General features: G+C 65.2%; 18 protein-coding genes. 5 read left to right on the forward strand and 13 right to left on the reverse strand.

Going from position 1 to position 16,054, the window contains the following annotated elements; translation table 11 throughout:
• Positions 1 to 203: 203 nt before the first annotated feature.
• The 5 genes from yidD to ACFPAH_RS13605 form a co-directional block, all read right to left on the reverse strand.
• Positions 204 to 968 carry a membrane protein insertion efficiency factor YidD gene (yidD, locus tag ACFPAH_RS13585; protein ID WP_379746162.1) on the reverse strand — a complete coding sequence of 255 codons (765 nt, stop codon included), beginning with the start codon at positions 966 to 968 and terminating at the stop codon, positions 204 to 206.
• A 20-nt stretch (positions 969 to 988) separates the two neighbouring features.
• On the reverse strand, positions 989 to 1,177 hold the full coding sequence (gene yacG, locus ACFPAH_RS13590; protein ID WP_379746165.1) for a DNA gyrase inhibitor YacG: 189 nt from the start codon (positions 1,175 to 1,177) through the stop codon (positions 989 to 991).
• 18 nt (positions 1,178 to 1,195) lie between these two features.
• Positions 1,196 to 1,951: a cell division protein ZapD gene (gene zapD, locus ACFPAH_RS13595; protein ID WP_379746168.1), complete on the reverse strand. Its 756-nt coding sequence runs from the start codon at positions 1,949 to 1,951 to the stop codon at positions 1,196 to 1,198.
• Between the two features lie 179 nt (positions 1,952 to 2,130).
• Entirely contained in the window at positions 2,131 to 2,775 is a 645-nt protein-coding gene (coaE, locus tag ACFPAH_RS13600; RefSeq protein WP_379746171.1) for a dephospho-CoA kinase, read from the reverse strand.
• A 5-nt stretch (positions 2,776 to 2,780) separates the two neighbouring features.
• Positions 2,781 to 3,644 (reverse strand): prepilin peptidase, encoded by an 864-nt coding sequence (locus ACFPAH_RS13605; RefSeq protein WP_379746174.1) that lies wholly within the window; start codon positions 3,642 to 3,644, stop codon positions 2,781 to 2,783.
• A 208-nt stretch (positions 3,645 to 3,852) separates the two neighbouring features.
• Between ACFPAH_RS13605 and ACFPAH_RS13610 the strand changes: the two genes are divergently transcribed.
• Together ACFPAH_RS13610 and ACFPAH_RS13615 are read left to right on the forward strand one after the other, a co-directional pair.
• Positions 3,853 to 4,527, forward strand: coding sequence for a hypothetical protein (locus ACFPAH_RS13610; RefSeq protein WP_379746176.1), 675 nt, complete (start codon positions 3,853 to 3,855; stop codon positions 4,525 to 4,527).
• Positions 4,520 to 5,188: an RES family NAD+ phosphorylase gene (locus ACFPAH_RS13615; protein ID WP_379746179.1), complete on the forward strand. Its 669-nt coding sequence runs from the start codon at positions 4,520 to 4,522 to the stop codon at positions 5,186 to 5,188. The genes ACFPAH_RS13610 and ACFPAH_RS13615 overlap by 8 nt, the downstream gene beginning before the upstream one ends.
• Before the next feature lie 15 nt (positions 5,189 to 5,203).
• Here ACFPAH_RS13615 and ACFPAH_RS13620 read toward each other — a convergent pair whose 3' ends face one another.
• Positions 5,204 to 5,470, reverse strand: a complete 267-nt coding sequence (locus ACFPAH_RS13620; RefSeq protein ID WP_379746182.1) for a hypothetical protein — start codon at positions 5,468 to 5,470, stop codon at positions 5,204 to 5,206.
• Positions 5,471 to 5,816: 346 nt separating this feature from the next.
• Here ACFPAH_RS13620 and ACFPAH_RS13625 point away from each other — a divergent pair, with 346 nt between their 5' ends.
• Positions 5,817 to 6,995, forward strand: coding sequence for a pyridoxal phosphate-dependent aminotransferase (locus ACFPAH_RS13625; protein WP_379746185.1), 1,179 nt, complete (start codon positions 5,817 to 5,819; stop codon positions 6,993 to 6,995).
• 2 nt (positions 6,996 to 6,997) lie between these two features.
• On the opposite strand, the gene ACFPAH_RS13630 is transcribed toward ACFPAH_RS13625, so the two are convergent.
• Positions 6,998 to 7,171 (reverse strand): hypothetical protein, encoded by a 174-nt coding sequence (locus ACFPAH_RS13630; RefSeq protein ID WP_379746188.1) that lies wholly within the window; start codon positions 7,169 to 7,171, stop codon positions 6,998 to 7,000.
• A gap of 11 nt (positions 7,172 to 7,182) precedes the next feature.
• Positions 7,183 to 7,542: an NADH-quinone oxidoreductase subunit A gene (locus ACFPAH_RS13635; protein WP_379746191.1), complete on the reverse strand. Its 360-nt coding sequence runs from the start codon at positions 7,540 to 7,542 to the stop codon at positions 7,183 to 7,185.
• 162 nt (positions 7,543 to 7,704) lie between these two features.
• Here ACFPAH_RS13635 and ACFPAH_RS13640 point away from each other — a divergent pair, with 162 nt between their 5' ends.
• Positions 7,705 to 8,619, forward strand: a complete 915-nt coding sequence (locus tag ACFPAH_RS13640) for a LysR family transcriptional regulator (RefSeq protein WP_379746194.1) — start codon at positions 7,705 to 7,707, stop codon at positions 8,617 to 8,619.
• Between the two features lie 444 nt (positions 8,620 to 9,063).
• Positions 9,064 to 10,662, forward strand: coding sequence for a methyl-accepting chemotaxis protein (locus ACFPAH_RS13645; protein ID WP_379746197.1), 1,599 nt, complete (start codon positions 9,064 to 9,066; stop codon positions 10,660 to 10,662).
• Here the strand turns inward: ACFPAH_RS13645 and ACFPAH_RS13650 are convergent.
• From ACFPAH_RS13650 to ACFPAH_RS13670, 5 genes are all read right to left on the reverse strand, one after another.
• Positions 10,659 to 10,853: a hypothetical protein gene (locus ACFPAH_RS13650; protein WP_379746200.1), complete on the reverse strand. Its 195-nt coding sequence runs from the start codon at positions 10,851 to 10,853 to the stop codon at positions 10,659 to 10,661. The genes ACFPAH_RS13645 and ACFPAH_RS13650 overlap by 4 nt on opposite strands.
• A complete protein-coding gene (locus ACFPAH_RS13655; protein WP_379746203.1) occupies positions 10,841 to 11,044 on the reverse strand; it encodes a hypothetical protein in 204 nt (67 codons plus the stop codon). The genes ACFPAH_RS13650 and ACFPAH_RS13655 overlap by 13 nt, the downstream gene beginning before the upstream one ends.
• A gap of 108 nt (positions 11,045 to 11,152) precedes the next feature.
• On the reverse strand, positions 11,153 to 12,388 hold the full coding sequence (locus ACFPAH_RS13660) for a type II secretion system F family protein (RefSeq protein ID WP_379746206.1): 1,236 nt from the start codon (positions 12,386 to 12,388) through the stop codon (positions 11,153 to 11,155).
• Between the two features lie 13 nt (positions 12,389 to 12,401).
• Positions 12,402 to 14,138, reverse strand: a complete 1,737-nt coding sequence (gene pilB, locus ACFPAH_RS13665; protein ID WP_379746211.1) for a type IV-A pilus assembly ATPase PilB — start codon at positions 14,136 to 14,138, stop codon at positions 12,402 to 12,404.
• 341 nt (positions 14,139 to 14,479) lie between these two features.
• Positions 14,480 to 16,048 carry a methyl-accepting chemotaxis protein gene (locus ACFPAH_RS13670; RefSeq protein ID WP_379746214.1) on the reverse strand — a complete coding sequence of 523 codons (1,569 nt, stop codon included), beginning with the start codon at positions 16,046 to 16,048 and terminating at the stop codon, positions 14,480 to 14,482.
• Positions 16,049 to 16,054: the final 6 nt, after the last annotated feature.

Genomic DNA, 16,054 nt, shown 5'->3' on the forward strand with positions numbered 1-16,054 from the left:
CGCCGAATGCACGGCACAGCGCCCGTACATTGGCTCCCGGAGCCAACGCCAACATCACGAACTCGAGACGAAAGGACATTTTGGAACTCTCCTTCCAAGGCATCGCACGCTCCCAAAGTCAGCAGTGCAATGATCATAAAAGGTGTTACCTATGTCCCTAGCCAAGTGTTTAGGATGTCCCTGTGCTGAACAGAGTGCCCACCCTACGTCTTGGGATTTCGTTTCGGGCGCACCGTGCTTTGCCCAATTGCCTTGCGTTTGAGGCGGTAGGACAAGCTGGTCAGACCCATGCCGCAGAAACCGGCCGCCAATCCGCCCAAGATCCAGCCGCCGCCCAGACCCGCCAGGAGGAGACCTGCTCCTGACGACACCAGCCCGGTGCCGTAGACGAGCCGCGGGATGGTGATCACGCTTCCATCCTTTTTCAGCAGGTAGTACTCGTACGCGAGATCGATTTCTTCGCGCTCGCGAAGCATGGCTAGTTCCTCATTCATCTCCGGCGACGGCGCCGGCTGCCTGGGCGGCGTGCGTTCACGGGTACGGCGCCAGGCGCGGCCGTTTGCGCGCTGGCGCCAGATCCTCCAGCGGCGCTTTGCGCGCTCGTATTTCCTGTCCAGGTAGCGCTCGAGCGGGTCGCAGCTGCAGTCGCAGGGATTGGAGCCGGAGGTGTCGCAAGGCATGGAGCAGGAGGTGTCGCAAGGCAAACCGCAGTCGCATTCGCCGCGCTGGTAATGCAGCACCGGGTTGGGAATGGCCGCACGGCGGCGATGCGTGTCGCCGCACAGGCGCAGCCGGCGCCGCAGCAGCGACAGGCCGGTGCGCACGCCAAAGCGTTCGATGACCCGATAGCCGTAGCCCGAGCACCCATCGCGCCCGGTCGCACGGCGGTAGGCGCAGGAAAAGCCTTTATGGGGGGAGAGGTAATGCTGGTAGCCGCGGATGGCGCACAGGGACAGCCTGGCAAGCAATCCGGGCCTGGACGCCAAGGTCAGTGCTTGTCTTCGTCCAGCGGATTGTCCTGCGACTCGCCCGGTGCGGCGCCGGGGATGGTGTACTTCTCTTCGGCCCAGGCGCCCAGGTCGATCTGTTTGCAGCGCTCCGAGCAGAAGGGGCGATACTTGTTCTCAGGCGTCCATTCGACTTTCTTGGCGCAGGTAGGGCAGGCGACGACGGTCATGGCAATACTCGATAAAACTTAGAAATTACAGAGGGTCAGCTCGAAGGGCACGTCTTCTTCCAGCGACTTCGGTTTCAGGTCGCCACCCTGGGTGGTGAAGCGCACCCACAGCATGTACTTGTTGGCGGAGATCTCGGGGATCGCGCCCAGCGACTCGTCGATGCCGAGGCGCAGCATGTGATAGATCTTACCTTGCAACATCTGCTGGTAGCTGCCGGAGACCGCGATCATCTTGGTCGGACGGCCCGAATCGCGCAGCAGGCGCAGCACGAGGGCGAGGGCGTCGCACAGCGGTGCCAGCGGGCCGAACCAGCCCATGATGTCGGCGTGGCGCTGCGCGGCCGGGCGTTTCTGCCAGGCGTAATACGACGGTAGGTCGAATTCGCAGGCGCCGCCGGGGATGATGGTGCGGCCGCGGATACTCATCAGCCACTCGTTGTCGCGCACGTTCTGCCCGGTCTTGCCCTGGGCGGCGACGAGGGCGCTGCTCACCTGGTCGAGTTCGCCGAGGACGGCGTCCAGCGCGTCGGCCGCGACGGCCGGGTTGCTGCGGTAGGTCAGCAGGCTTTGCTTCTGGCGTTCGAGTTCCTGCAGCAGGTCGGATTTGAGGTCGGCGCGGCCGGCCACTTCCAGCATGTCGAAGATCGTCGCGAGCGCGACGTGGTGTTGCATGGGATGTTCCTGTTGCACGAAGAACTTGAATTTCTCGTACAGGTCCTCCAGCCGCAACAACGTGCGAATCCGCTCGTTGAAAGGATATTCGTAGACGATCAAAGTGACATTCCCCTGGATGTGGGCTGGCGAGCAACCCCGTGATTCTGAACCATGCGGAGCAAAATTACAAATCCCTTTGAGCGCCTAACAAAACCGCCATGGCCGCGTTGCAGCGCCTTGCCGTACCTTCGTACTGTCTTCGGCGCCGCGCCTTGCCCTGCCGGCTTTGTTAGGCGCTCTCATACGGACGGCGGCGTGGCGGCCATCCGCTGCGCCTCGGCCAGATAGAACGCATGCAGGCGCTCGACCTGGGGCGCCAGCGCCTCGATGCCGTCGTCGTTGAGGATCACGTCGTCGGCGGCCGCCAGGCGCTGGGTGCGGCTCGCCTGCGCGGCCATGATGGCCCGCACTTGCTCCTCCGACAGCTTGTTTCGGGCCATCACGCGCGCCACTTGCGTTTCTTCCGAACAGTCGATTGCAAGAATCCGCGCGACGCGCTCGGCCCAGGTGCCGGACTCGATCAGCAGCGGCACCACGAAGATGATGTAGGGGCCGCTCGCCATCGCCGCGGCGGCGGCGGTCGCCTCCCGGATGCGCGGGTGCAGGATGGCTTCCAGCCGCGCGCGCGCGCCGGGATCGGCGAACACCAGTTCGCGCATCTTCGCGCGGTCGAGCGCGCCTTCGGGCATCGCGAAACCGGCGCCGAATTCGGCCAGGATGGCCGGCATCGCAGCCCCGTGCGGCGCCGTCAGCGCATGCGCGATGGCGTCGGTATCGACCAGCGAGGCGCCGAGCGCGCCGAACATGTCGGCCACGGTGGTCTTGCCGCAGCCGATGCCGCCGGTCAGTCCAACGGAAAATGCGGGAGCGTGGGCGGCCGTCATGCTGCTTACGCGAAGTGGCCCAGGAACGCGGCGCCGATCTGCTCGCCGTAGAGCAGGGCGATCATGCCGGCGGCGGCAAGATAGGGGCCGAACGGGATCGGCTTGTCGCGCCCGCGCTTGGCGAACACGATCAGGCCGATGCCGACCAGCGCGCCGACGATCGAGGACAGCAGGATGATCGTCGGCAGCATCGCCCAGCCGAGCCAGGCGCCGAGGGCGGCCAGCAGCTTGAAGTCGCCGTAGCCCATGCCTTCCTTGCCGGTGACGAGCTTGAACAGCCAGTACACGGCCCACAGCACCAGGTAACCGGCTGCGGCGCCGATGACGGCGTCGCGCAGCGGCACGAAGGTGCCGTCCAGGTTGACCAGCAGGCCGGCCCACAGCAGCGGGAAGGTCAGGTCGTCCGGCAGCAGCTGGGTGTCGAAGTCGATGAAGGTCATCGCGATCAAGAGGTAGGCAAACAGCAGGGTTGCCAGGCCGGCCGTGCCGGACCCAAAAGTCCAGACCAGCAGCGCCGACAGGGCGCCGGTCAGCAGTTCGACGGCCGGGTAGCGCGCCGAGATCGGCGCCTTGCACTTGCGGCACTTGCCGCGCAATGCCAGCCAGCTTAGCACCGGAATGTTTTCCATGGCGGTGATCTGGTGCCCGCAGCAGGGGCAGGCGGAGCGGGGCACCATCAGGTTGTAGCGTTCGGTGTGCGGCAATTCCTTGCCGCTTTCCTGGGCAACGTAATTGTCGGACTCGCGCTGCATCATTTTCGGGATGCGGTGGATCACCACATTGAGGAAGCTGCCGATGAGCAGGCCGAACAGGCCGGCGACCAGGGCAGGGCCGAGCGATGCCGGGGCGGCGAAGAGAAGAGTTTCCAAAGGCTGGCGTCCAAAAAGAAGAATGGTTCCGTAGATCAACGTATTTTAGGGTGTTTCGGGCCCTTTTGCGAAGCAAGCTGTATCGCGACGACGCCTGGCCTGTTTCCTGGCAGGCGTATGGTTGTTTCTTACGCCCTTCGTGGTGCGAACCGGTTATATGGGTTATGATGGAATGCAGTTAGCCAGCATAATCTCATGAGGAGGCGCCATGATCGCACTGGAACACGAGATGCCGGGTATTTCGACCCTCACCGGCGATCCCGACGAGGTCCGCAAGGGCCTCGACCGGGTCGACGCCGAGCAGGTCGTGGCCGTGGCGCTGGCCCATGCCAGCCCGCGCGAAGCGGAGGCGATCGCGCAGACCTTTGCCAGCATCGCCGGGCTGGTCAAGACCCTGGTCGGCAACCACCGTCGCGCATCGCTCGAAGCGATCGTCGAGGCGCTGGTGCCGAAGGTGCCGCCCACGCCGAACGAGCTCAAGGAAGCCACCATGCTGGCGCGGGCCCGTACCGCGGTGATCGACAGCGGCGACTGGATGACGGCGGCCGAGATCGCCTCGGCAGCGGGTTTTAGCGCCAGCAATCCCAGCGCCCAGCCCAACAAGTGGAAGCGCGACGGCGCCATCTTCGCCATCCGCCACAACGGCATCGACTACTTTCCCAGCTATGGACTCGACCCGCAGTCCGGCTACCGGCCGCGCAAGGCGCTGGCGCAAGTCCTCGACACCTTCGGCGACACCAAGGACGCCTGGGGCCTGTCCTACTGGTTCATGTCCGCGAACAGTTTTTTAGGCGGCAAACGTCCGCGCGACCTGCTCGCCACCGACCCCGGACGGGTCATCGCGGCAGCGGCGGACGAACGCGAAGGCGTACTGCATGGTTAAGGGTCCGGCCGCGAGGCCGGACGCCGCCAGGCCTGCGCCCGTACTGCACGTAACAACCACCAGCTGGCCGGCCGGCACCCTCATCCACCGGATACACCACCTCCAGTACGGCGCCCTCCAGTTCAATCCCGGCGTGCGCGGCAATGCACGCTTCAGCCCCATCCGGAATGCGGACGGCGGCGCCGTGCCGACGCTCTACGGCGGATCGAGCTTCGCCTGCGCGGCGATGGAATCGGTGTTCCACGACGTGCCGTTCGCGCCCGGCTTCAAGGCATGGGACAAGAACAGGCTGGACGGGCAGCTGCATTCGCGCTTCGCGCCGGACCGCGCGCTGCTGCTGGCAGACCTCGGCAGCAAGGCCTTGCGCAAGCTCGGGGTCCAGCGCAATGCCCTGATCGACACCGAGAAGGACCAGTACCCGCTGACCCGGCTGTGGGCCGAGGCCATCCACGCCCAGTGCCCGCAAGTGCAGGGATTGTGCTGGACCTCGCGCCAGGACGACAGCGCGCGCTCGCTGGTGCTGTTCGGCGACCGCGTCGATGGCGCGGCCTTGCGCCAGCTTGCGCCCTCGCGCGGCCTGGCGGCGGATGCGGCCGCCTATGGCGAATTGCTGGCACTGGCCGAGCAGATCGGCGTCGAAATCGTCCCCGGCCGTAGCTGACGGCAGTGCGGCGCCTTACTGCCCGGAGGAATTGAGCGGACGCGCGGACTGGTCGAGGGCATCGCGCGCGTCGCGCGAGCCGACGGTCCTGAGCGCGCGCTCGGTCGTGGTGCGCTTGGCGAGGCGGGTGCCGGTCATCGGCTGTTCGTCGCGGGGCACGGCCTCGGCGCCGGACGCGGATGAGCCAGCGATCAGCTCGCCGTCCGTTTTCCGTTCCGGCACGGCGCATCCCGCCAGTGCCACCACCATGCCAAGCGCCAAGCCTGCTGCCACAGTCTTCATGTCTTGCTCCTCGAAGTGAACATGTTGCTGGATCGTCAGCAGGCGGACCCTGCCAGGCGAAATCGTAGCATCTTGTCCATGCCCGCAGTTCGCCTGGTGCAAAAAAATCCATCTTGCATGGCGCCGGGGCGCCGGTCCCCGGTCAGCCGTGGACGCTGTCGATCCGCGCGCGGGCAGTGGCGGGTTGCTTTGGTGAGAGTTGGGTAGAATCCGTCAGGCTTGGAGCGCCTAACAAAACCTCCATAGCTGCGTTGCAGCTCCTCGCCGTACAATCGTACTGTCTTCGTCGCCGCGCCTTGCTCTGAAGGTTTTGTTAGGCGCTCTTAGTAACCATCGAACCTCGAACATGAAAATTTCCCAACGCGCCCAGTCAGTCGATCCCTTCTTTGCCATGGAGTTCGGCAAACGCGCCGCCGCCCTGGAAGCGCAAGGACACCCCGTCATCAAGCTCAGCCTGGGCGAACCCGATTTCGGCCCGCCACCGGCCGTGCTGGAAGCGGCGCGCGCGGCAGTGGAGGGCGGCTCGCTGCCCTACACCGCGGCACTCGGCATGTGGCCCCTGCGCGAGGCGATCGCCGGCTTTTATTTGCGCGAGCACGGCGTCACCATCTCGCCGCACCGTATCATCGTCACCGCCGGGGCATCGGCCGCGCTGCTGCTGGTGACCGCGGCGCTGGTCGATCCGGGCGACGAAACCATCGTCGGCGACCCCTCGTATCCGTGCAACCGCCAGTTCCTCAGCAGCTTCGGCGCACAGGTCAAGCTGGTCGCGACCGACGCCGGCAGCCGCTTCCAGCTGAGCGCCGCCAGCGTGCGGGCCGCCTGGACGGCGCAAACAAAGGGGCTGATGATCGCCACGCCCTCGAACCCGACCGGCACCTCGGTGCTGCCCGGAGAATTGCGCGCAATCTGCGACTGGGCGCGCGAGCACGGCGCCTGGCGCATCGTCGACGAGATCTACCTGAATTTGGGCGACCGCGATGCCGCCGGCCGGCCGCCGCAGACGGTGCTGGCGGTCGACGACGGCGCCATCGTCATCAACAGTTTTTCGAAGTATTTCGGCATGACCGGCTGGCGCCTGGGCTGGGCCGTGGTGCCGGAGGAACTGGTGCCGACCATGGAGCGCCTGGCCCAGAATTACTATATTTGCGCCTCCGCGCTATCCCAGCAGGCAGCGCTGGCCTGCTTCACGCCGCAGTCGCTGGCCGTCTGCGAGGAGAGGAGGGGCGAGTTCGCGCGGCGCCGGGAACTGGTCTTGAAAGGTCTCGCGGAAATCGGCCTGCCGGTGCCGGTGCCGCCGGACGGCGCCTTTTATGTGTACTTCGATGTGAGCGCGACCGGCTTGAGCGCCTGGCAGTTCTGCGAGCGGGTGCTGGACGAGGCGCATGTGTCGCTCACGCCGGGCAAGGATTTCGGCAACGCGGGGGCGGAGCGCTACGTGCGCCTGTCGTATGCCGCCAGCGCCGAAAGCCTGGCGGAGGCGATCCGGCGGCTCGGGGCCTTCATGGGCCGCCTTGGCAAGTAGGGCTACCAGCCGTACAAATACACGTAGGCGCCGGTCGCTGCGCTGACCGAGAAGGCCAGGTTCGCGCAAAACGACAGCACGCGGCTGTCGCGTTTGTTGTCCTTCTTGCGCTCCTGCCTGGCCGCATAAGCCAGGCCGAGCGCCGTCAGGCAATTCAGGATCAAGAGATTGGTCATGGCCGCCGGCCTCAATCCCATTCCATCGCGCCCTTCTTCCACTCGTAGATGAAACCTACGGTCAGCAGGAAGAAGAAGAACATCACCGACCAGAAGCCGACCGCGCCGAGTTCGCGCATCGCGGCGGCCCAGGGCACCAGGAACACCACTTCGAGGTCGAAGATGATGAACAGGATCGCGACCAGGTAGTAGCGCACGTCGAAGCGCATCTGGCCGCCTTCGAAGGCCTCGAAGCCGCATTCGTACTGCGACAGCTTCTGCGGGTCGGGCCGGTGCGGGCCGAGCACGCGCCCCAGCACCTGGGGCATGATGCCGACCAGGGTGCCGACGATGACGAAGAGGAGGACGGGGAAGTACTCTGAGAGGTCCATGGAGCTGAGGCCGAAGTGAATGTTGCTGTTCAAACGCTACGCAAGCGACGCTTTGCGCGATGGACAGGCGGGCACCCGCAGTTGCCGCACCGCCTGAATTTCGCGTATGGTATGTCGTCTTTATTGCTAATAAAAGTTAGCTGCTATCAGTGGAACTGATATATGGCCTTTGACCTCGATAACTTGAATGCGTTCCTTGCGGCAGTCGACCGCGGCTCTTTCTCGGCCGCGGCCCGTTCCTTGAACCGGGTGCCGTCGGCGATCAGCATGGCCATTGCGAACCTGGAGGCCGAGCTCGGCCTGCAACTGTTCGACCGCAGCGGGCGGGAACCGAAGCCGACCGTGCACGCGCTGTCGCTGCTGCCGCAGGCGCGCCTGCTGGCCGAGCAGCGCGACCGGCTGAACATCCACGCGCTCTCGCTCACCCAGGGGCTGGAACCTGCGCTGACGATCGCGCTGGTGCCGGAACTGATCGCCGCCGCTTCCTGGAGCGCGGCGCTCCACGCCTTGTCGCTGGAATACCCGCTGCTGGAAGTGGAAGTGCTCACCGCGCCCCAGGCGGACGCCCTCGGCATGCTGCAAAGCGGCCGTGCCCACCTGGCCCTGGTCTTCGAGCGCTACGGGTTGGCTGCGCACGAGGCCTTCCAGGAGATCGCGGAGGAAAGGCTGGTGGCGGTCGTCTCGCCCCAGCATCCGATGCTGGGGCGCGTCGTGGGCGGCTCGGTACGCGATGCCGACCTGCTGTGCGAGCGCCAGATCGTGGTCGCCGGCCGCGATTCGGCCGAGGTCGACAAGCGCATCGCGGTCTCGCGGCTGCAATGGAAAACCGACAGTCCCGCCGCGGCGCTGTCGCTGGTGGCGGCCGGCGCAGGCTGGGCCTGGCTTCCCTCGGCCTTCGTGCGGCCCTACCTCGCCGACGGCGCGCTGGTGGAAATCCCGACCGAGAACCTGACTAACGTCCTGCGCTTCTTCGTCGATATCGTGTGGACCACCGAAAGACCGCTGGGGCTCGCTGCCAAGCGCTTTATCGAGTTGCTCGATCCTAGCCGGGCGACGGGAAGCGGGCGCTGGGATTAGGCCGGCCCCCAAAGCAGTCGCTGCGTATTGACCCAGTATAAAAAATCACATACCGGTTATCGAGAACGTTTGCTGTCGTAATGTTTTCGGCTTGCGTACATCTACGTATCACAAGCGTTAGCGATCCAGTACCACCAGCCATGACGACATGGTGGGCAACGCGGCCGGTGGAGAGCCGCCAGCCGCCGGCGCCCGCCGGCGCGCGCGGCGACGGGCGCGCAGGTCCGGCATTTATTCCCTGACATTCATAAAATCTATCGGAATGATTCACGGGATTTTGTTTTCTTGCTTTAGTGCAACACCTATACTTTCTTCCCATAGCGCATAAGCGACATAACAAGACCATACGACATCTGCCGCGCGTCAAAGCGCGGCGCTCTGTCATCCGGTACTAACTGTCGCGCCCGGCAGCCGCCCCATCCCTACCCACCTAAGAAGCAAAAAATGAGACAACTGAAAATCGGCCCGCGGCTGGCGGCGGCATTTGGACTGGTGCTCCTGGTTCTGGGCGGCATCACCGTATTGAGCCTGGCGAGACTGTCCGAACTGAACGACAAAATCGAATCGGCGGTGCGCGACCGCTATCCAAAACTCCTGCTCATCGGCGGGGCCTTCGAAAACGTCAAGGATTCATCGATTCATCTGCGCAACCTGCTGATTCTCGACGATCCCGCGCGCGTGCAAGCCGAGCGCGCCGCCCTCGATGCGTCCGACGCGAGCGCAACGGATTTCCTGCAACAGTTCACCGCGCGCATGACCGCGCCGCAGGCCCGGCAGATCGTGGCCGACCTGTACGCGGCAAAACGGGCGTACGAAGCGGACAAGGCGGCTTACCTGCAGCTGCTGGCCGATGGCGACCGCGAAGCGGCGACGGCCCTGATCGCCGGCAACCTGTCGACCCATCTGTCGGTCTACGAAGGATCGGTGGGCAAACTCAACAAGCTCGGCGGAAAGCTGATGAAAACGTCGGCGGACGAGGCCGAAAAAGCCTACCGCGACGGGCAGTTGATCATCTCCGGCATGGCGCTTGCCGCGCTGCTGCTGGCCTCGGCGCTGAGCTACTGGATCAGCCGCAGCATCACGGTGCCGCTGCGCAATGCCGTCGCGCTCGCAGAAACGATTGCGACCGGCAACCTGGCCAGCGACATCGACTGCCGGGAGAATGACGAAACGGGCCGCTTGCTGCAGGCCTTGCAGGCGATGAATACGAGTCTCGCAAAAATCGTGGTGGATGTGCGTGCCAACGCGCAGGCGATCTCGGGCAGCGCCGGGGAAATCGCCGGCGGCACCATGGACCTGTCCTCCCGCACCGAAGAGCAGGCCAGTTCCCTCGAAGAGACGGCGGCCTCGATGGAAGAACTGACCAGTACAGTCAAGCAGGGGCTCGGCACGGCCCGCGAAGCGCTCGAACTTTCCCGCAGCGCGGCACAGGTCGCAGAAAAAAGCGGTGCGCAAGTGCATCAGGTGGTCGAGCGCATGGCGACCATCGAGGCAGCGTCGCGCAAGATCACCGACATCATCAACGTCATCGACGGCATCGCCTTCCAGACCAATATCCTGGCACTGAACGCCGCGGTCGAAGCGGCGCGCGCCGGGGAGTCGGGCAGGGGATTTGCCGTCGTGGCCAGCGAAGTGCGCAACCTGGCGCAGCGTTCTGCCGGCGCGGCGCGCGAAATCAAGGAGCTGATCGAGGATTCGGTCGCCAAGATCGCTGCCGGCAACGAGAACGCACGCGAAGCAGGCCTGACGATGGCGCTGGTGCAAGCCGAGATCAAGCGGGTCGCGCTCCTGATGAACGAATTCGAATCGGCAAGCCGCGAGCAAACGATCGGTATCGAGCAAATCAACCGCGCCGTGGTCCAGATGGACCATGTCACGCAGCAGAATGCTTCTCTGGTTGCGCAAACGGCCCATGCTGCGGAAAGCATGCATCGGCGGACGGAAGCGATGGTGGCCTCGGTACAGGTGTTCGTCGTGAAAGACGAATCCGAGGCCAGGCCGGCCCGTCCGCGCCTGGCGGGCCCCGTGACGGCAGCGCTCTAGCGCGGCAGCGCGGACCGGTCAGGAACCAGACGCGCGGCCGGTCCGCCATCGGCAAACAGCTCGACCACGACAGAACGCAGCCAGTTGCTCTTCGGGTCCTGGCGAAAGCGCCGGTGCGCCGCGATTTGCTGAGCATCGCCGAAACCAGGCTCGCCGTCGCCGACCGCTATCAGGTGCATCAGGATGCGCAATTCTGGTTCACGCCACCGACAGGGCGGCGCCAGCCGAGACGCTGGAAACAATGGGTGCTGTCCTCGATCGCCGTCTTTCCGCTGACCGTGCTGCTGCCGCAGCGGGTCGCCCAGATCGCGGCATGGATCGCGCCGTCGTTGCCGCATCCCGTTGTCGCAGCCGTGTCGGCGATGGCCATCTCGGCTTGCATGGTGTATCTATTGATGCCGGTTTTGATTCGCCCGGCCGGGGACTGGCTGCGGCGCCAGGCGCGGCCGTGGCGTGCGCGCCAGCCACCGGGCTGGCGCTTTTCCCTGCCTTACACCACCGCCCCCAGCTTGAAGATCGGCAGATACATCGCCACCACCAGGCCGCCGATCAGCACGCCCAGGATGACCATGATCAGCGGCTCCATCAGCGAGGACAGGGCGGCGACCGCCTCGTCGACCTCGTCTTCGAAGAAGTCGGCGACCTTGCCCAGCATCGAGTCGAGCGCGCCGGATTCCTCGCCGATGGCGACCATTTGCGTGACCATGCTCGGGAACACGTTCGCGTTCTGCATTGCCGTCGTCAGGCTGGTGCCGGTCGAGACCTCGAGCTGGATGCGGCGCGTCGCGTCGAGATAGACGGCGTTGCCGGAGGCGCCGCCGACCGAATCGAGGGCCTCGACCAGCGGCACGCCGGCCGCGAACATGGTCGACAGGGTGCGCGTCCAGCGCGCGATCGTCGCCTTGCGGATCACGGCGCCGAAAATGGGCAGGCGCAGCAGCAGCCGGTCCATCGCCTGCTGCATCTTGAGCGAGCGGCGCCAGGACTGGAAGAAGAAATAGATGGCGCTGAACAGCGAGCCGAAGATCAGCCACCACCACTGCACGAAGAATTCCGACATCGCCATCACGATCAGGGTCGGCGTGGGCAGGTCGGCGCCGAAGCTGGCGAACACGGATTTGAAGGCCGGCACCACCCAGATCATGATCACGGCCACCACGATGAAGGCCACCGCCAGGATGGCGATCGGGTAGGTGAGGGCGGACTTGATCTTGGACTTGATGGCGAGCGTCTTTTCCTTGTAGATCGCCAGGCGGTGCAGCAGGTCTTCCAGGATGCCGGCCTGTTCGCCGGCGCCGACCAGGTTGCAGAACAGCGGGTCGAAATAGCGCGGGTACTTGCGGAAGGCGTTGTTCAGGCTGGTGCCGGTTTCGATGTCGGCGCGCAGGTCGAGCACCAGCTTGGCCATCGACGGGTTGGCGTGGCCCTTGCCGACGATGTCGAAAGCCTGCAGCAGCGGCACGCCGGCCTTCATCATCGTCGCCAGCTGGCGCGTGAACATGGTCAGGTCCTTGTCGGTGATCTTCTTGCCGGCACGGTAGACCTTCTTCTTGACCTTGGTGACCATGATGCCCTGGCGGCGCAGCGTCACGTTGACGATCGCTTCGCCGCCGGCACGCAGCTCGCCGCGCACGGTCTTGCCGGCCTTGTCTTTGCCTTCCCAGGCGTAGACGGCTTCCTTGACTTGCGCGCCGGCGCGGCTTCGGGTGGTGAGGGAGCTTGCCATAGTTATTCGTCGCTTATTCGTTGGTGCAGCCGAGCACTTCTTCGAGGCTGGTCAGCCCTTGTTTCACTTTCATCAGGCCCGAGCGGCGCAGCGAGTTCACGCCGTCCTTCTCGGCCTGGGCGGCGATCTGCATCGAATTGCCGTGCGCCAGGATCAAGGTTTCGATCGCCGGCGTGATCGGCATGATCTGGTAGATGCCGACCCGGCCCTTGTAGCCGGAACCGAGGCAGCGCTCGCAGCCGACCGGGCCATACGGCTTCCAGTCGCCTTCCAGGTCGGTCTCGCGGTAGCCGGCCGCCAGCAGGGCCTCGCGCCCCATCTCCAGCGGCTGCTTGCAATGGCACAGGCGGCGCGCCAGGCGCTGCGCCGTGATCAGGATCACCGAGGAAGCGATGTTGAACGGGGCCACGCCCATGTTCATCAGGCGCGTCAGGGTCGAGGGCGCGTCGTTGGTGTGCAGCGTGGAAAACACCATGTGGCCGGTCTGGGCGGCCTTGATCGCGATGTCGGCCGTTTCCAGGTCGCGGATCTCGCCGACCATGATGATGTCGGGATCCTGGCGCAGGAAGGATTTCAGGGCGACCGGGAAGGTCAGGCCGGCCTTGTCGTTGACGTTGACCTGGTTCACGCCGGGCAGGTTGATCTCGGCCGGGTCTTCCGCGGTCGAGATGTTGATGCCGGGTTTGTTCAGCACGTTCAGGCAGCTGTACAGCGAGACCGTCTTGCCGGAGCCGGTCGGCCCGGTCACCAGCACCATGCCGTAGGGGCGCGAGATCGCGTCCATCAGCAGGTCGCGCTGGTCGGGGTCGTAGCCGAGCGAATCGATGCCCATCTGGGCCTGGGTCGCGTCGAGGATACGCATGACGGTCTTTTCGCCGAACAGGGTCGGCAGGGTGCTCACGCGCAGGTCGATGGTGCGGGTCGGCGACAGGATCAGGCGCATGCGGCCGTCCTGCGGCACGCGTTTTTCGGAAATGTCGAGCTTGGCCAGGACCTTGATGCGCGACACCAGCTTGTCGCGGATCGAGAGCGGCGGCATTGCGTGGTCGCGCAGCACGCCGTCGACCCGCATCCGGATCCGGTAGTACTTTTCGTAGGGCTCGAAGTGGATGTCGGAGGCGCCCAGGTTGACCGCGTCCATCAGGATCTTGTTGAGGAAGCGCACGACCGGCGCGTCCTCGATCTCGTTGCTCGCTTCCAGCGGCACCGCGGCCGCTTCTTCCTCGGCGAACTCGATATCGGCGCCTTCGCCGGCCAGGTCGTTCAGGCTTTGCTCGGCGCTCTTGGTGAGGGTGGCCAGCAGGGCCAGCAGGGTGTCGTGCGCCACGATCACGGGCTCGACCGCCGCTTCGCTCTGGAATTTGATCTGGTCCAGGGCCTGGGTATTGGTCGGGTCGGAGATCGCCACCGACAGGCGGTTGCCGCGCTTGGCCAGGGCGATCACGCGTTGCGCCGCCATCAGCTTGGTGTCGATCGCGCCGCTCGGGAGGGACTCGGGGCTGAAACTCGAGAGGTCGAGCAAGGGGTAGCCGAAGGTCTCGGCGCAGAACACCGCCAGCGATTGCGCATCGAGCGCGCCGCCGGCCAGGATGGCGTCGATGAAGGTGCTGCGCTCGAGTACGGCTTTCTTCTGAAAGGCGTCGGCCTGCGCCGCGCTCAGGCGGCCGGCCTGCACCAGCGCGCGTGCCAGTCCCGACATGTGAGCCGACATCGGTGTGCCTGAAGTCGTGTTCGGGAGGACTGCCGCCATATGAGCCAGTGGATAAAGTGCAAAAGGGTGCGAAACCGGGCCGCGCAGCATGCTGCCGGAGCCGCGGGCTCTTCGGATGATGCCTACAGGCATCAAATTTGTAAAGCGTTTCGACCGCGCAAGATGCGTGCGCACCACGTAGACGAAATGATACAGCGCCCCCCGGCCGCATCAGACTGTTGGCGGGGTAGTAAAGGGTGTTGTCGGCTTGATCAGGGCCTTGTTTGCAACCGGTGCACCTGCGTTGTCGCCGCATGCGGCTCCCGATCGCCTCTTTAAAACGATACCGGCGCCCTGGGGCGCCGGTTCGATCTTGCGCAAGCGTGCGCGGGCAGCGTTCGCTAGCGCAGCGCCAGGGGCGCCCGGCCCTGTCCCAGCGCCGCTGCGCCGCCTTGCCCGTCGAGCTTGAATACCGACAGCGCGCTGGTGAGCTGGGTCGTTTGTCCGGTCAGCGATTCCGCGGCGGCCGAGGCTTCCTCGACAAGTGCCGAGTTCTGCTGGGTCATCTCGTCCATGCTGCCGATGGCCCGGCCGATGTCCTCGATGCCTGCGCTCTGGCGCTGGCCGGCCATGGTGATCTCGACCATGATGTCTTGCACTTTCTTGACCGATTCGACGATCTGTCCCATCGTCAGACCGGCCTGGTCGACCAGCGCGCTGCCGGCGTTGACCTTTGCGACCGAGTCGCCGATCAGTTCCTTGATCTCCCTGGCCGCCGCCGCGCTGCGCTGTGCCAGGTTGCGCACTTCGCCGGCCACGACCGCGAAGCCGCGGCCCTGTTCGCCGGCGCGGGCCGCCTCGACGGCCGCGTTCAGCGCCAGAATGTTGGTCTGGAAGGCGATGCCGTCGATCACCGAGATGATCTCGACGATCTTTTTAGCCGAGTGATTGATGTCGCCCATCGTGCTGACCACGCCGCCTACTACTTCGCCGCCGCGGGTGGCGATGCCGCTGGCATTCACCACCAACGCGTTCGCTTCGTTGGCGTTGGCCGCATTCTGGCGCACTTCGCCGGTCAGGTTTTCCATCGCGCGCGCGGTGCGCTCGAGGTTGGCTGCCTGCGATTCGGTGCGGCCGGCCAGGTCGGCGTTGCCGCTGGCGATTTCTGCGCTGGCTACGGCGATCGTGTCGGCCGAGGACTTGATCTCGGCAACCATCGTCGCCAGGCGCGCGCGCATGTCTTTCAAGGCCACCAGCAGGCTGGTCGTATCCTTGGGGGCGGTGCGGATGTCCATTGCCAGGTCGCCGGCAGCGACGGAACGGGCGATCTCGCGCGCATATTCCGGCTCGCCGCCGAGCTGCTGCCAGATGGCGCGCACCACGAACCACGACACCAGGGCCAGGCTGAGAACGACAACCAGCGCGGTCAAGATCATCGTCCACAGCACACGGCGTACGTTCGCTTCGCTGCTTGCAATTCCAGCGGTGAACTGTTCACTGGCGCGCACTTGGGTCTTCTCGAGGTCGGCGGTCAGGGTTGCCAGCGAGCTTTGCATCTTCGGCACGACCACCTGCGGGTCGCCCTGCTCGAGATCGAGCATGATACGCGCCGCGGACAGGGCCGGCGCATAGTAATCGTCGAACTCTTTCAGGAGGCGAGCGCCGTTCTCGCGCTGCCCTTCGATCTGGCTGAATTGCCGGAGGTGGTCGCGTACCTTGCCGGCCTGTTGGCCGACGCTGTCGATACGCGCCTTGTCGCCTTCGGTGACGGCGTCGGCGAGGCCGGCGGTGATCTCCCGGACCTCGAGCGCGATCGCCTTGGAGGCATCGAGCACCGGATAGTCGGTACGTCCGGTGGAAGCGATCGAGGTCAGGGCATCGTTCGCGATCGTCGCGCTGACGCCGAGGCCGAGGCCGAAGACCAGGGTCGAGATGACAGGTAGTGCCCAGATTTTGCGCTTGATGCTCATGTTCGT

The organism is Massilia sp. GCM10023247 (assembly GCF_042653325.1).
Classification (GTDB): domain Bacteria; phylum Pseudomonadota; class Gammaproteobacteria; order Burkholderiales; family Burkholderiaceae_D; genus Telluria.

Coding starts and splice junctions, on each gene's coding strand:
- ACFPAH_RS13640 (WP_379746194.1), top strand. CDS start 7,705: ATGGCCTTTGACCTCGATAACTTGAATGCGTTCCTTGCGGCAGTCGAC.
- ACFPAH_RS13630 (WP_379746188.1), bottom strand. CDS start 7,171: ATGACCAATCTCTTGATCCTGAATTGCCTGACGGCGCTCGGCCTGGCT.
- ACFPAH_RS13645 (WP_379746197.1), top strand. CDS start 9,064: ATGAGACAACTGAAAATCGGCCCGCGGCTGGCGGCGGCATTTGGACTG.
- yacG (WP_379746165.1), bottom strand. CDS start 1,177: ATGACCGTCGTCGCCTGCCCTACCTGCGCCAAGAAAGTCGAATGGACG.
- ACFPAH_RS13635 (WP_379746191.1), bottom strand. CDS start 7,542: ATGGACCTCTCAGAGTACTTCCCCGTCCTCCTCTTCGTCATCGTCGGC.
- ACFPAH_RS13625 (WP_379746185.1), top strand. CDS start 5,817: ATGAAAATTTCCCAACGCGCCCAGTCAGTCGATCCCTTCTTTGCCATG.
- ACFPAH_RS13655 (WP_379746203.1), bottom strand. CDS start 11,044: ATGCAAGCCGAGATGGCCATCGCCGACACGGCTGCGACAACGGGATGC.
- ACFPAH_RS13610 (WP_379746176.1), top strand. CDS start 3,853: ATGATCGCACTGGAACACGAGATGCCGGGTATTTCGACCCTCACCGGC.
- ACFPAH_RS13615 (WP_379746179.1), top strand. CDS start 4,520: ATGGTTAAGGGTCCGGCCGCGAGGCCGGACGCCGCCAGGCCTGCGCCC.
- ACFPAH_RS13620 (WP_379746182.1), bottom strand. CDS start 5,470: ATGAAGACTGTGGCAGCAGGCTTGGCGCTTGGCATGGTGGTGGCACTG.
- coaE (WP_379746171.1), bottom strand. CDS start 2,775: ATGACGGCCGCCCACGCTCCCGCATTTTCCGTTGGACTGACCGGCGGC.
- ACFPAH_RS13660 (WP_379746206.1), bottom strand. CDS start 12,388: ATGGCAAGCTCCCTCACCACCCGAAGCCGCGCCGGCGCGCAAGTCAAG.
- pilB (WP_379746211.1), bottom strand. CDS start 14,138: ATGGCGGCAGTCCTCCCGAACACGACTTCAGGCACACCGATGTCGGCT.
- ACFPAH_RS13670 (WP_379746214.1), bottom strand. CDS start 16,048: ATGAGCATCAAGCGCAAAATCTGGGCACTACCTGTCATCTCGACCCTG.